General features: G+C 63.0%; 13 protein-coding genes. 4 read left to right on the plus strand and 9 right to left on the minus strand.

Annotated elements, in window-relative coordinates; all coding sequences use genetic code 11:
- Nucleotides 1-62: 62 nt before the first annotated feature.
- Nucleotides 63-506 carry a cadmium resistance transcriptional regulator CadR gene (gene cadR / locus AC5O5I_RS26645; protein WP_172230053.1) on the plus strand — a complete coding sequence of 148 codons (444 nt, stop codon included), beginning with the start codon at nucleotides 63-65 and terminating at the stop codon, nucleotides 504-506.
- A gap of 73 nt (nucleotides 507-579) precedes the next feature.
- Here the strand turns inward: cadR and AC5O5I_RS26650 are convergent, their stop codons facing one another.
- From AC5O5I_RS26650 to AC5O5I_RS26660, 3 genes are read right to left on the minus strand one after another with little or no spacing between them, the layout of a single operon-like run.
- A complete protein-coding gene (locus AC5O5I_RS26650; RefSeq protein ID WP_172230056.1) occupies nucleotides 580-1,551 on the minus strand; it encodes a thymidylate synthase in 972 nt (323 codons plus the stop codon).
- Between the two features lie 49 nt (nucleotides 1,552-1,600).
- On the minus strand, nucleotides 1,601-2,410 hold the full coding sequence (gene lgt / locus AC5O5I_RS26655; protein WP_172230059.1) for a prolipoprotein diacylglyceryl transferase: 810 nt from the start codon (nucleotides 2,408-2,410) through the stop codon (nucleotides 1,601-1,603).
- Between the two features lie 16 nt (nucleotides 2,411-2,426).
- Nucleotides 2,427-3,209 carry a sulfite exporter TauE/SafE family protein gene (locus AC5O5I_RS26660; RefSeq protein ID WP_494511814.1) on the minus strand — a complete coding sequence of 261 codons (783 nt, stop codon included), beginning with the start codon at nucleotides 3,207-3,209 and terminating at the stop codon, nucleotides 2,427-2,429.
- Nucleotides 3,210-3,338: 129 nt separating this feature from the next.
- On the opposite strand from AC5O5I_RS26660, the gene AC5O5I_RS26665 reads away from it, so the two are divergent.
- Nucleotides 3,339-4,085, plus strand: coding sequence for an NRDE family protein (locus tag AC5O5I_RS26665; RefSeq protein ID WP_172233464.1), 747 nt, complete (start codon nucleotides 3,339-3,341; stop codon nucleotides 4,083-4,085).
- Between the two features lie 134 nt (nucleotides 4,086-4,219).
- Here the strand turns inward: AC5O5I_RS26665 and ptsP are convergent, their stop codons facing one another.
- Both ptsP and AC5O5I_RS26675 read right to left on the minus strand, forming a co-directional pair.
- Complete coding sequence (ptsP, locus tag AC5O5I_RS26670) at nucleotides 4,220-6,499, minus strand: phosphoenolpyruvate--protein phosphotransferase (RefSeq protein ID WP_172229469.1); 2,280 nt, start codon at nucleotides 6,497-6,499, stop codon at nucleotides 4,220-4,222.
- A gap of 22 nt (nucleotides 6,500-6,521) precedes the next feature.
- Nucleotides 6,522-7,001: an RNA pyrophosphohydrolase gene (locus AC5O5I_RS26675; protein WP_003249017.1), complete on the minus strand. Its 480-nt coding sequence runs from the start codon at nucleotides 6,999-7,001 to the stop codon at nucleotides 6,522-6,524.
- A 141-nt stretch (nucleotides 7,002-7,142) separates the two neighbouring features.
- Here AC5O5I_RS26675 and AC5O5I_RS26680 point away from each other — a divergent pair, with 141 nt between their 5' ends.
- The gene (locus tag AC5O5I_RS26680) at nucleotides 7,143-7,799 is read left to right on the plus strand and encodes a histidinol-phosphatase (RefSeq protein WP_172229472.1); all 657 of its coding nucleotides are present in this window, start codon (nucleotides 7,143-7,145) and stop codon (nucleotides 7,797-7,799) included.
- Nucleotides 7,800-7,928: 129 nt separating this feature from the next.
- Here the strand turns inward: AC5O5I_RS26680 and AC5O5I_RS26685 are convergent, their stop codons facing one another.
- Both AC5O5I_RS26685 and ilvA read right to left on the minus strand, forming a co-directional pair.
- The gene (locus AC5O5I_RS26685; protein WP_172229474.1) at nucleotides 7,929-8,354 is read right to left on the minus strand and encodes a DUF2269 domain-containing protein; all 426 of its coding nucleotides are present in this window, start codon (nucleotides 8,352-8,354) and stop codon (nucleotides 7,929-7,931) included.
- A 148-nt stretch (nucleotides 8,355-8,502) separates the two neighbouring features.
- Entirely contained in the window at nucleotides 8,503-10,017 is a 1,515-nt protein-coding gene (gene ilvA / locus AC5O5I_RS26690; protein ID WP_172229476.1) for a threonine ammonia-lyase, biosynthetic, read from the minus strand.
- A gap of 134 nt (nucleotides 10,018-10,151) precedes the next feature.
- Between ilvA and rpiA the strand changes: the two genes are divergently transcribed.
- Nucleotides 10,152-10,826, plus strand: a complete 675-nt coding sequence (gene rpiA / locus AC5O5I_RS26695; RefSeq protein ID WP_172229478.1) for a ribose-5-phosphate isomerase RpiA — start codon at nucleotides 10,152-10,154, stop codon at nucleotides 10,824-10,826.
- A gap of 133 nt (nucleotides 10,827-10,959) precedes the next feature.
- On the opposite strand, the gene AC5O5I_RS26700 is transcribed toward rpiA, so the two are convergent.
- Together AC5O5I_RS26700 and AC5O5I_RS26705 are read right to left on the minus strand one after the other, a co-directional pair.
- Complete coding sequence (locus tag AC5O5I_RS26700; protein WP_172229480.1) at nucleotides 10,960-11,862, minus strand: SdiA-regulated domain-containing protein; 903 nt, start codon at nucleotides 11,860-11,862, stop codon at nucleotides 10,960-10,962.
- An 89-nt stretch (nucleotides 11,863-11,951) separates the two neighbouring features.
- Nucleotides 11,952-12,872, minus strand: coding sequence for an SdiA-regulated domain-containing protein (locus AC5O5I_RS26705; protein ID WP_172286933.1), 921 nt, complete (start codon nucleotides 12,870-12,872; stop codon nucleotides 11,952-11,954).
- Nucleotides 12,873-12,881: the final 9 nt, after the last annotated feature.

The raw sequence follows: 12,881 nt of genomic DNA on the forward strand, positions 1-12,881 counted from the left end.
CTGTTGCCAAGTGAACACCCTGTAGCCACTATAGGGTCAAGCCACTTGTTGGAGATTTCGTGATGAAGATCGGGGAACTGTCCAAAGCCACCGACTGCGCAGTGGAAACCATCCGCTACTACGAGCGCGAACAGTTGCTACCGGAGCCGGCGCGTACAGATGGAAACTACCGGCTGTATACCCAGGCGCACGTGGAACGGCTGACGTTTATCCGCAACTGCCGCACCTTGGACATGACCTTGGACGAGATCCGCAGCCTGCTGCGGCTGCGCGATAGCCCGGATGATTCATGCGGCAGCGTCAATGCGCTGATCGATGAGCACATCGAGCATGTACAAGCGCGAATCGATGGGTTGGTGGCGCTGCAGGAACAGCTGGTGGAGCTGCGGCGACGCTGTAACACTCAAGGGACTGAGTGCGCGATCTTGCAGCAACTGGAGACGAACGGGGCGGTATCAGTGCCGGAAACCGAGCACTCACATGTGGGGCGAAGCCACGGCCATTGAGCCTAAAGCTGCACCCTGTGGGAGCTGGCTTGCCGGCGAATGGGCTGCAAAGCAGCCCCGGCGATACAACGGTTTACACCGCCATCGGCGCCGTCATCGGCGCATGGTGCTCATACCCTTCCAGGCTGAAATCACTCGGCTCGATTTTCTCCAGCCACTCTGGCTCGTACTTGCCCGTCTCGGCAAACGCCGGCACGCGGTCGCTGATCACCAGCTTCGGCGCTTCCAGCGGCTCGCGCTTGAGCTGCTCGTTGAGCATGTCCAGGTGGTTTTCATACACATGGGCATCGCCGATGAAGTAGGTGAACCAGCGCGGGGTGTAGCCGGTCAGGCGGCCGAACAGCGACAGCAGCGCTGCGCCTTCGGTCAGGTTGAACGGCGTGCCCAGGCCCAGGTCGTTGGAGCGGATGTACAGCGTCAGGGAAATCTCCCTGGTCTCGACATTCGGGTGGAACTGGTACAGCAGGTGACACGGCGGCAATGCCATTTCATCCAGCTGCGCGCAGTTCCAGCCGTGGAACAGGATACGGCGGCTGCCCGGGTCGTTGGCGATGGTGTCCAGGCACTGGCGCACCTGGTCGATGGCCTTGTACAAGACTACGAACGCGACGCCGTCCTCTTCGTCCTGGGCAATGCGGCGGAAGCCCGCCTTCTCGGCCATTTCGATGGCTGCCGGGTTGCTCAGCGGGATGCGCTTGTAACCCGGCCATTGCCGCCACTGAACGCCGTAGATCTCGCCGAGGTCGTCATGCCCCTGGCGGAACGGGTTGGCCAGCCACTGGGCGTTTTCGTTGGCGTTCTGGTCCCAGACCTTGCAGCCCAGGTCGCGGAATTCGCCAGCGTTTTTCACGCCACGCAGGAAACCGACCATTTCGCCGATCGCCGATTTGAACGCCAGCTTGCGCGTAGTGATGGCCGGAAAGCCCTTCTGCAGGTCGAAACGCAGCATGGCGCCCGGCAGGCTGATGGTGCGGATGCCGGTGCGGTTTTCCTGCAGCGTGCCGTTTTCAATGACCTCACGGACCAGGTCTAGATACTGTTTCATGGCTTACCTGTAACAAGAACGGCAGGGGGAACGCCCCCTGCCGCAAGAATCAAACTGCGGCCTTGGCCGTCGGTTTACGGTTGTACGCCCACCAGATCAGGAAGAGGCCGCCGACGATCATCGGCAGACACAGCAACTGACCCATGGTCAACCAGCCGAAGGCAATGTAGCCGAGCTGGGCATCGGGCACTCGCACGAACTCCACGATGAAGCGGAAAATGCCGTAGAACAGCGCGAACATGCCGGAAACGGCCATGGTCGGGCGCGGCTTGCGCGAGTACAGCCAAAGGATCAGGAATAATGCCACACCTTCAAGCGCAAATTGGTACAGCTGCGACGGGTGACGCGGCAACTGCGCAGGGTCGCTGAACGGCGGGAACACCATCGCCCACGGCACATCGGTGGCCTTGCCCCACAACTCGGCATTGATGAAGTTGCCGATGCGCCCGGCGCCCAGGCCAATCGGCACCAACGGTGCGACGAAGTCCATCAGCTCGAAGAACGACTTGTTGTTGCGCTTGCCGAACCACAAGGCCGCCAGCATCACGCCAATGAAGCCGCCGTGGAACGACATGCCGCCCTTCCACACTTCGAAGATCAGCGTCGGGTTGGCCAGGTAGGCGTGCAGGTCGTAGAACAGCACATAACCCAGCCGGCCTCCGACAATCACCCCCATCGACAGCCAGAACACCAGGTCGGACAGCTTTTCACGGGACCAGGTGGGGTCGAAGCGGTTGAGCCGGCGCGAAGCCAGCAGCCAGGCGCCGCCGATGCCGATCAGGTACATCAGGCCGTACCAGTGGATTTTCAGCGGCCCGAGGGCCACGGCCACGGGGTCTATCTGCGGGTAAGGCAGCATGGAACTTCCTCTCGATTCAAATCAAAAAGCTCAGGCCGACACTGAACAGCAGTGCCGCGAACAGACGTTTCAACAAACGTGGCGACAGCTTGTGCGCCAGGCGCGCGCCGTAGCGGGCGAAAAACATGCTGGTCACGGCAATGCCGACCAAAGCCGGCAGGTACACGTAACCCACGCTATGGGCCGGCAGATGCTGCTCATGCCAGCCCAGCAGCATGAAACTAAGAGCACTGGCCACGGCGATGGGCAGGCCGCAGGCCGAAGACGTGGCCACCGCCTGCTGCATGGGCAGGCTGCGCCAGGTCAGGAACGGCACAGTCAGCGAACCACCGCCAATGCCGAAAATGGCCGAAGCCCAGCCGATCACTCCCCCGGCGCCGATCAATGCGGGTTTGCCGGGGATGCCACGGCTGGCCTTGGGCTTGAGGTCCAGGGCCATCTGTGCGGCGATGACCAGGGCGAACACGCCGATGATCTTCTGCAGCAGCGGGCCTTGGATCAGCGACGCGGTCTTGGCGCCAACACCGGCCCCCAGCAGGATGCCGAGGGTCATCCAGCCGAAGATCGGCCACTGCACCGCGCCCCTGCGGTGGTGTTCGAGCACGGCATTGATCGAGGTGAAGACGATGGTTGCCAGCGACGTGCCGACTGCCAGGTGGGTCAGCACCGAGGTATCGAAGCCCTGCAGGGTAAAGCTGAACACCAGCACCGGCACGATGATGATGCCGCCGCCCACGCCGAACAGCCCGGCCAGCACGCCCGCGCAGGCGCCCAACAGCAGATAGAGCACGAATTCCATTCGGCGTCCCCGAGAAATCAATCCGGCATGGTAACGGAAGCCAGCCTCGGGGCTCTAGTGAAGTCTGTGTCAGGATGGATCCGCCCAGCCAGTGTGGGTACAGTGGCAAAAAACCCAGAGGCCCGACCGATGTGCCTGATCGTATTTGCCTGGCGGCCGGGGCACGCCCTGCCGCTGATCGTCGCAGCCAACCGCGACGAGTTTCATGCTCGCCCCACCCAAGCCCTGGCGGCTTGGGAGGATGCCCCTGGCGTGTATGCCGGGCGCGACCTGGAGGCCGGCGGTACCTGGCTTGGCGTGGGGCCGCAAGGGCGGTTTGCGGCGCTGACCAATATTCGCGACCCGGGCCAGGTGCTGGGGCCACGCTCGCGTGGTGAGCTGGTGGCGGCGTATCTGCGGGGTGAGCTGGGCGTTGAGGCTTACCTGGACCAGGTGGCCGACCGCCGCGGCCAGTACTCGGGGTTCAACCTGCTAGTGGGTGATGAGCGGCAACTGGGGTACTTGAATGCCCGGCAAGCTACGCCACGCCTGTTGGAGGCTGGGGTTTACGGGCTTTCCAATGCCGGGCTGGACACACCGTGGCCGAAGCTGGTCAAGGCACGTAGCGGGCTGGAGGGGATGCTTGAGACGGCAGATCCGCAGCAGTTGCTGGCATTGCTGGCTGATGGTGAACCCGCGGCTGACGGCGATCTGCCGGACACAGGCGTGGGCCTGGGGACCGAGAAGCTGCTTTCAAGCGTGTTTATTGCCAGCCAGAACTATGGTACCCGGGCGAGTACCGTGCTGATTGTGGATGATCAGGGCAAAAGGCGGCTGATCGAGCGCAGTTTCGGGCCGTTTGGCGGGCATTTGGGGGAAGTTGAGCTGGTGGTCTGAACCTTCGGTGTTGCCTGGGCGGGCCTCTTCGCGGGTGAATCCGCTACCACAGGTTCAGCACAGGCCTCAGGCTTGTAGTAGTCCCTGTGGGAGCGGATTTGACCGCGAAGAGGTCAGCACAGGCAACATCACATTCACAGGGTCTTATTGGCCCCAGGCCCGATCATCCGCGCCAGCCCAAGGTTCTTCAGGGCCAATTGCAGCGAACTGTGGATAACTTGCGGGTTGTCATGGCTCAAGGCGTCGGCCAGCAACTCCTTGGCCTTGCTCATGTTCACCTGGCGCAGCATCCATTTCACCTTGGGCAGGTTGGTGGCGTTCATCGACAGGCTGTCAAAGCCCATGGCCATCAACAGGATCGCCGCAGCCGGGTCACCGGCCATTTCGCCACAGATGCTGACCGGCTTGCCTTCACCATGGGCATCGCGCACCACCGTGTTCAGTGCCTGCAGCACCGCCGGGTGCAGGTAGTCGTAAAGGTCGGCCACCCGCGGGTTGTTGCGGTCCACCGCCAGCAGGTACTGGGTCAGGTCGTTGGACCCTACCGACAGGAAGTCCACCTGCCGCGCCAATTCCTTGGTCTGGTACACCGCTGCAGGAATCTCCACCATCACGCCCACTGGCGGCATGGGCACATCAGTGCCCTCGTCGCGTACTTCGCCCCAGGCGCGGTGGATCAGGTGCAGGGCCTCTTCCAGCTCGTGAATCCCGGAAATCATCGGCAGCAGGATGCGCAGGTTGTTCAGGCCCTCGCTGGCCTTGAGCATGGCGCGGGTCTGCACCAGGAAGATTTCCGGGTGGTCGAGGGTGACGCGGATGCCACGCCAGCCCAGGAACGGGTTTTCTTCCTTGATCGGGAAGTACGACAGCGCCTTGTCGCCGCCGATGTCCAGGGTACGCATGGTCACCGGCAGCGGGTGGAACGACGCCAGTTGCTCACGGTAGATCGCCAGCTGCTCCTTCTCGCTGGGGAAGCGCTGCTGGATCATGAACGGCACTTCGGTGCGGTACAGCCCTACCCCTTCAGCGCCGCGCTGCTGGGCGCGGGCAACATCAGCGAGCAGGCCGGTGTTGACCCACAGCGGCATGCGATGGCCGTCGGGGGTGACGCATGGCAGTTCGCGCAAGGCGTCCAGGCCTTGAGCCAGCTGGCGCTCCTCCTCCACCACTTCGCTGTACTGCTTGCGCAGCACTTCGCTGGGGTTGGTGAACACCTCGCCCTTGTAGCCATCGACGATCAGCTCGATGCCATCGACCTTGGAATACGGCAGGTCGACCAGGCCCATCACGGTAGGGATGCCCATGGCGCGAGCCAGGATGGCGACGTGGGAGTTGCCCGAGCCGAGTACCGAAACCAGGCCAACCAGCTTGCCTTCCGGCACTTCGCCGAGCATTGCCGGGGTCAGTTCTTCACTGACCAGGATGGTGTTGTCGGCGTACACCAGCGACTGCGAGCGGGCTTCCTGGAGGTAGGCCAGCAGGCGCCGCCCCAGGTCCTTGACGTCCGAGGCGCGCTCGCGCAGGTAGTCATCGTCCATCAGTTCGAAGCGGTTGACGTGCTCGCCGACCACCTGGCGCAGGGCGCCCTGGGCCCATTGGCCGGTCTTGATGACCTCGGTCACCTCGCCGCCCAGGGCTGCGTCTTCAAGCATCATCAGGTACACGTCGAACAACGCGCGCTCTTCCGGGCGCAGCTGGGTGGCCAGCTTGGCCGACAGCTTGCGCATGTCGTCGCGCACGCCTTCGAGGGCGTTCTGGAACAGCTTCAGTTCGGCGTCGATGTCATCGACGGCCTTGTCCGGCACCACCTCCAGGTCGGCCGGCGGCAGCATCACCACCGCACGCCCCACAGCGGCGCCTGGCGAGCCCGGCACACCGACGAAGCGCGCTTCCTGAATACCCTTGCCCTGGCGGCCCAGGCCACGGATCGAACCGGTGGCTTCGGCGTGGGCGATAACCCCGGCGAGCTGGGCGCTCATGGTGACCAGGAAGGCTTCTTCGCCCTCGTCGAACTGGCGGCGCTCCTTTTGCTGGATAACCAATACCCCGACCACTCGGCGGTGGTGGATGATCGGCGCCCCCAGGAAGGAGGCGAATTTTTCTTCGCCGGTTTCGGCAAAGTAGCGATAACGCGGGTGGTCGGCGGCGTTTTCCAGGTTCAGCGGCTCTTCGCGGGTACCGACCAGGCCGACCAGGCCCTCGTTGGGGGCCATGCTGACCTTGCCGATGGAACGCTTGTTCAGGCCTTCGCTGGCCATCAGCACGAAGCGGTTGGTTTCCGGGTCGAGCAGGTAGACCGAGCAGACCTGACTGCCCATGGCCTCCTTGACGCGCAAGACAATGATCCCCAACGCCGACTTGAGATCTTTGGCGGAGTTTACTTCCTGGACGATCTTGCGCAGCGTATTGAGCATGGCTCGGGGTCGAACTCCGTCGTCAGTCGCGCGTCAGCAGACGCGGTGCTAGCTCTTTCAGTGCGCGTCGATACACCTCGCGCTTGAATGTCACAACCTGGCCCAACGGATACCAATAGCTGACCCAGCGCCAGCCGTCGAATTCCGGCTTGCCGGTCAGGTCCATCCGCACCCGTTGTTCATTGCTGACCAGACGCAGCAGAAACCACTTCTGCTTCTGGCCGATGCACAGCGGCTGGCTGTGGGTACGGACCAGGCGCTGGGGTAAACGATAACGCAACCAGCCGCGGGTGCAGGCAAGAATTTCCACATCATCGCGTTCAAGGCCAACTTCTTCGTTCAGCTCACGGTACAGGGCGTCTTCCGGCGTCTCGTCAGGGTTGATACCACCCTGGGGAAATTGCCAGGCATCCTGGTTGATCCGTCGAGCCCATAGCACCTGCCCGGCATCATTCGTGAGAATGATCCCGACATTGGGGCGAAAACCATCCGGGTCGATCACGGCAGCAACCTCGCAAACGCATGTCACCGCATTGTTCCACAAAGCCTGCGAGCGCAGCAACGCGCCCGCCAAGCTTATGTGCAGCAGCGTGAAAACTCCGTATTCTGCGGGCCTACCTTGTGGCTGATGCGAGTGACCGCGATGCGCCTGGCTTTATTCGACCTGGACAATACCCTCCTCGGTGGCGACAGCGACCATGCCTGGGGTGACTACCTTTGCCAGCGTGGCATCCTCGACCCGGTTGCCTACAAGCAACGCAACGATGGTTTCTACCAGGACTACCTCGACGGCACCCTGGACCTGCCGGCCTACCTGGCCTTTTCCATGGAAGTCCTGGCGGCAACGCCTGCGTCCCGGCTCGACGAATGGCACCGCGACTTCATGCGCGACTGCATCGAGCCGATCATCCTGCCCAAGGCCCTGGCCTTGCTGCAGCAGCACCGTGAGGCTGGCGACCAGCTGCTGATCATCACCGCCACCAACCGCTTCGTCACCGCACCGATCGCCCGCCGCCTTGGAGTTCGCGTGCTGCTGGCGACCGAATGCGAGATGCGCGACGGCCGCTATACCGGGCGTAGTACCGATATACCGTGTTTTCGTGAAGGCAAGGTGACGCGGCTGGAGCGCTGGATGCTGGAGAACGGCTTTGATCTTGAGGACAGCTACTTCTATAGCGACTCGATGAATGATTTGCCGTTGCTGCAGCGGGTGACGCATGCGGTGGCGGTGGACCCGGACCCGCTGTTGCGGGCCGAGGCCGGGAAGCGTGGGTGGCCGGTGGTTTCGTTGCGCGATTGAAGTTTTCCTGGGCTGGCCTCTTCGCGGGTAAACCCGCTCCCACAGGTATCGCGCTGCCCTCAGGCATTGTGCAGTCCCCGTGGGAGCGGGTTGACCCGCGAAAGGGCCGGCACAGGCAACCCTGAACTGTCAGACTGGCTTGGCGCCCATCAACCCGGCGATGGACAAGAAACAGACCCCGCTGAACACCGCCAGCGCCAAGGTAAGCCGCAACCCCACAACTTCAGCCTTGCGCAACCGGTTCAGCCGCACCAGCAGCCACCAGACGGCAAACGCGCCCACGGTGTAGATGACACTGGAGGCCAGCACCCAGGTCTGCCCCAGCGGCCAGCCCACCAGGTGTACCAGCCACCAGCCGGTGAACGGCATGCTTGCCAGGCACAGGCCCATCACCAGCCAGACAAACACCAGAGGCCGGCGCAGCAGCTTGGCGTAGGCCTCGGTATCGCCATGACGGCGGGCGCGCACGGTCCAGATCGCCAGGCCCAGGGCGCCCAGCAGCAGCACTGCAGTGGCGATGATATGCAGGGTTTTCAGGGTGGTCAGGTGTTCCATGCTTCTGTTGTCCTTGAGCAGGCCATTTAGCGGTGGCGACTTCGCGGGCTTGCCCGCTCCCACAGGGATATCACAAGGCCTGCTGCCTGCGCAGTACCTGTGGGAGCTGGCTTGCCGGCGATAGGGCCATCAGCCCCAGCTTAGCTGCTCAACCAAGGAAGAGCTTGTACGCCGGGTTCTCGGTCTCATCCCAGTACGGGTAACCGATCTTGGCCAGCGCCGCCGGCACCAGGTGGCGCTCTTCCTCCGGCACCTGCAACCCCGCCACCACGCGCCCGTCCGCCGCACCGTGGTTGCGATAGTGGAACATCGAAATATTCCAGCGCCCGCCCAGCTTGTTGAGGAAGTTGAACAGCGCGCCTGGCCGCTCGGGGAATTCGAAGCGCAGCACCATCTCGTCACTGGCCCCGGCCGAATGCCCACCCACCATATGGCGAATATGCAGCTTGGCCAGCTCGTTATCGGTCAGGTCGGTAACCGGGAACCCCTGCTCGGTCAATTGCTGCACCAGGGCTGCACGGGGATCGTTTTCCGGATGAGTCTGAATGCCGACGAAGATGTGGGCTTCGTCAGAGGTGTGCTTGCGGTAGTTGAACTCGGTGATCTGGCGCTTGCCGATGGCTTCGCAGAAGGCCTTGAAGCTGCCAGGGCGCTCCGGAATGGTGACGGCGATGATCGCTTCGCGCTTTTCACCCAGTTCGGCGCGCTCGGCCACATGCCGCAGGCGGTCGAAATTGACGTTGGCACCGGAATCGATGGCCACCAAGGTCTGCCCGGTCACACCGTACAGCTCGACGTAGCGCTTGATGCCCGCCACACCCAAGGCGCCAGCAGGCTCGGTGATCGAGCGGGTATCGTCGTAGATATCCTTGATTGCTGCACAGATCTCATCGGTGCTGACCGTGACCACGTCATCCACATACTGGCGGCAGATATCAAAGGTGTGCTGCCCGATCTGCGCCACCGCCACGCCGTCGGCGAACAGCCCTACCTGCGGCAATACCACGCGCTCACCGGCCGCCATGGCCGCCTGCAGGCAGTTGGAATCGTCCGGTTCGACGCCGATCACCTTTATTTCCGGGCGCAGGTACTTCACGTAGGCCGCAATGCCGGCGATCAGGCCGCCACCGCCCACCGGGACGAAAATCGCGTCCAGCCGGCCAGGGTGCTGACGCAGGATTTCCATGGCCACGGTGCCCTGCCCGGCGATGGTGTGCGGGTCGTCGTAGGGGTGGATGTAGACAAAGCCCTTTTCATCCACCAGCTTCAGCGAATAAGCCAGCGCCTCGGGGAAGGAGTCGCCATGCAGCACCACCTTGCCACCGCGCGAGCGCACGCCTTCGATCTTGATCTCCGGGGTGGTCTTTGGCATCACGATGGTGGCCTTGATGCCCATCTCGCGCGCGGCCAGGGCCAGGCCCTGGGCGTGGTTGCCGGCCGAAGCGGTGACCACGCCACGGGCCAGTTCTTCCGCCGTCAGTTGCGCCAGCTTGTTGTAGGCCCCGCGAATCTTGAACGAGAACACCGGCTGCAAGTCTTCGCGCTTGAGCAGAATCTGGTTGCCCAGGCGCTTGCTCAGCTGCCCGGCGCTGTGCAGCGGGGTTTCGACGGCAACGTCATAGACGCGCGAGGTGAGGATCTTCTTGACGTACTGTTCGAGCATCGGGAAAGCATCACTGGGCCGCGGGACAAGGGCTGGGAGTCTACCCCAGCGCTACGTCGGGCGACCACAGCAAAGCCGTGCGAGCCGTTATACTAGGCAACTTTGAAACCGCCCCTGCCCCTCCCGGAGCCCGCATGACCCAGGACCAACTCAAACAGGCCGTCGCCCAGGCCGCTGTCGACTTCATTCTGCCCAAGCTGGATGACAAGAGCGTTGTCGGCGTCGGTACCGGTTCGACCGCCAACTTCTTCATCGACGCCCTGGCTCAGCACAAGACCGCTTTCGACGGCGCAGTGGCCAGTTCCGAGGCCACTGCCCAGCGCCTGAAGGGCCATGGCATCCCGGTCTACGAGCTGAACAGCGTCAGCGAGCTGGAGTTCTATGTGGACGGCGCCGACGAGAGCGACGCGCACCTGAACCTGATCAAGGGCGGCGGCGCAGCCCTCACCCGCGAGAAGATCGTCGCGGCCGTGGCCAGAACCTTCATCTGCATCGCCGACGGCAGCAAGCTGGTACCGGTTCTGGGCGCCTTCCCGCTGCCGGTCGAAGTGATCCCGATGGCGCGCAGCCACGTGGCACGTCAACTGGTCAAGCTGGGCGGCGACCCGGTGTATCGTGAAGGGGTATTGACCGACAACGGCAACGTCATCCTCGATGTGTACAACCTGCAGATCACCAACCCGGTGGAACTGGAAGCGCAGATCAACGCCATCGTTGGCGTGGTGACCAACGGCCTGTTCGCGGCGCGGCCGGCAGATGTACTGCTGCTGGGTACCGGCGAAGGCGTCAAGACCCTGAAGGTCGAGTAGTCCCCGGCGAGGGCTTTGCCCTCGATTCGCAGCACAAGGCTTCTCCTACAGAAGGCCGCAGGCACTGGATCTGATGCGGTCCTTGTAGGAGCAGCCTTGTGCTGCGAATGGGCCGCAACGCGGCCCCAACAGCTTAATTTGGCGACTGCTTGAACACATAGAACAGGTTCGGCTCACTGACCAGATAGATGGTCCCCGCCTCATCCATCGCAATCCCCTCCGCCTGCGGCACCGTCGCCTGCAAACCCTGAAAACCCTTGCGCAACGACAGGGTACTCAGCGGCCTGCCTTGCACATCCAGCTCCAGCACCAGCCGCGACTCATCCGACAACGCCAGCAGGTGCCCGCTGCGCTCATCGAACTGCAGACTCGACAGGTCGCGCACGAACAACCGCGAATCGCGTTTGTGGTCCTGCACCACATGCACTGCGTAGGGCTTCTCCGGGTTTTCATGAGGAAACCCATGCACCTCATAGATCAGCATCGGGTCACGTTCCTTGGCCACGAACAGGCGCTTGCCTGCCGAATCGTAGGCCAGGCCCTCGAAGCCCTTGTTGCCGTTCAGGCCAATGCCCAAGGTCAGCTGTTCGGCGTCACCGGCGTCGAGGAACATCGTGTCGTCCTCCAGGCGCACGCGAATCAGCCGCTGCTGGCGCTCGTCGGTGATCACATAACTGTTGGGCCCGATGTACTCCACGGCTTCCGGGTCACCAAAGCCGGTCAGCGGCACCCGGCGCAGAATGCGGCCTTCAAGCGACAGCTCGATCAGCTCCGAGCGGGCATTGGTGACAGTGAACAGGGTCTTGCGGTCGGGGTCGTAGGTCAGCGCCGAAAGGTCGTCATCCAAGCCGTCGACCGGCTGCGCCTCTACCACTACCCGGTAGCGGTCAAGGCCGATGCTCTGCTCGGCGGGCTGCCACCACGCCTTCAGGTTGAACCAGCCGCGCTCGAACAAGCGAAACTCCTGCCCGGCCCAGCCAAGCAGGAACACGCCGATAACGGCCACAACAAGGAACAGGCGAACAAAACGGCGCATAAGGCAGACTCGGCACAAGGGTGGCGAATCTAACCATTAATGGCTGAAACATAGCTTAATGCCAGCGTCAGAAAAGCCTGAAGATGCTGTCAGTGCTTCTTGAAGCGATAAAACAGTGCCGGCTCGCTGACCATGTAGAGGTTGCCTTTGTCGTCCATGGTCACCCCTTCGGCACGCGGAATGGTGTCCTGCAGGCCATTGAAACCACCGAGCAAAGTCATGAAGCTGACCTGCTGGCCCTGCTCGTCCAGCTCCAGCAGCATGTTGGAATCGGCGGACAATACCAGCAGGTGGCCGGTGCGCGGGTCCACGCCCAGGGCGGACAGGTTGCGCAGGTCGAGCTCGTCACTGGGCAGTGGCTGCTTTTCACCCATGAGCGGGCTGCGGCCATCGGTGTTCCAGGTGTACAGCTTGGGTGGGCGCTCTTCGCCGATGACCAGGCGCTGGCGCAGCGGGTCCCAGGCCACTGCTTCGAAGCCCTTGTTGCTCTTCACCGACGGGCCCAGGTCGTGGCTCTGGAAGTCGGCGTGGTTCAACACCGTGGTCCGGGCATCGACCTTGACCACCGTCAGGTCATGCAGGCGCTCGTCGGTGATCGCCAGGTAGTCGTCTTCCAGCACGGCGACGCCTTCCGGGTTGTTCCAGCCGTTGAGCGGGATCTTGCGCAGTACATCGCCGTCCAGGCTCAGCTCGACAAGGATGGGGTTCTTGCCCATGACCGCGAACAGGGTACCTGTACGCGGGTTGAAGGCCACGTCCGAAGCTTCGTCATCATCCATGCCCGGCAGCGGTTTGGCGTCGATGTCGACCTGGTAGTCCGGCAGCCACACGCTTTCGCTGCGCTCGGCGGTGGTTTCCAGGCTTTCCTTGAGCCACAGTGCGCCGCGGTCATCCCAGTGCATGGCCACTGACACGCCATAGCCGATCACCGCTGCCACGGCCAGGCCGAAGGGCCAGCGCAGGTAGAAACGGCGCTTGGAGGTTGCCGGGGCGCTGGAAGGTGATGGCATGCGGAGGTC

The sequence above is a fragment of the Pseudomonas sp. 9_2_1 genome (genome assembly GCF_059295275.1).

Bases quoted from the DNA above. Each gene is read 5' to 3' on its own strand.
- rpiA (WP_172229478.1), top strand. From the start codon at position 10,152: ATGACCCAGGACCAACTCAAACAGGCCGTCGCCCAGGCCGCTGTCGAC.
- AC5O5I_RS26680 (WP_172229472.1), top strand. From the start codon at position 7,143: ATGCGCCTGGCTTTATTCGACCTGGACAATACCCTCCTCGGTGGCGAC.
- AC5O5I_RS26660 (WP_494511814.1), bottom strand. From the start codon at position 3,209: ATGGAATTCGTGCTCTATCTGCTGTTGGGCGCCTGCGCGGGCGTGCTG.
- AC5O5I_RS26700 (WP_172229480.1), bottom strand. From the start codon at position 11,862: ATGCGCCGTTTTGTTCGCCTGTTCCTTGTTGTGGCCGTTATCGGCGTG.
- AC5O5I_RS26685 (WP_172229474.1), bottom strand. From the start codon at position 8,354: ATGGAACACCTGACCACCCTGAAAACCCTGCATATCATCGCCACTGCA.
- lgt (WP_172230059.1), bottom strand. From the start codon at position 2,410: ATGCTGCCTTACCCGCAGATAGACCCCGTGGCCGTGGCCCTCGGGCCG.
- ilvA (WP_172229476.1), bottom strand. From the start codon at position 10,017: ATGCTCGAACAGTACGTCAAGAAGATCCTCACCTCGCGCGTCTATGAC.
- ptsP (WP_172229469.1), bottom strand. From the start codon at position 6,499: ATGCTCAATACGCTGCGCAAGATCGTCCAGGAAGTAAACTCCGCCAAA.
- AC5O5I_RS26650 (WP_172230056.1), bottom strand. From the start codon at position 1,551: ATGAAACAGTATCTAGACCTGGTCCGTGAGGTCATTGAAAACGGCACG.
- AC5O5I_RS26665 (WP_172233464.1), top strand. From the start codon at position 3,339: ATGTGCCTGATCGTATTTGCCTGGCGGCCGGGGCACGCCCTGCCGCTG.
- AC5O5I_RS26705 (WP_172286933.1), bottom strand. From the start codon at position 12,872: ATGCCATCACCTTCCAGCGCCCCGGCAACCTCCAAGCGCCGTTTCTAC.
- cadR (WP_172230053.1), top strand. From the start codon at position 63: ATGAAGATCGGGGAACTGTCCAAAGCCACCGACTGCGCAGTGGAAACC.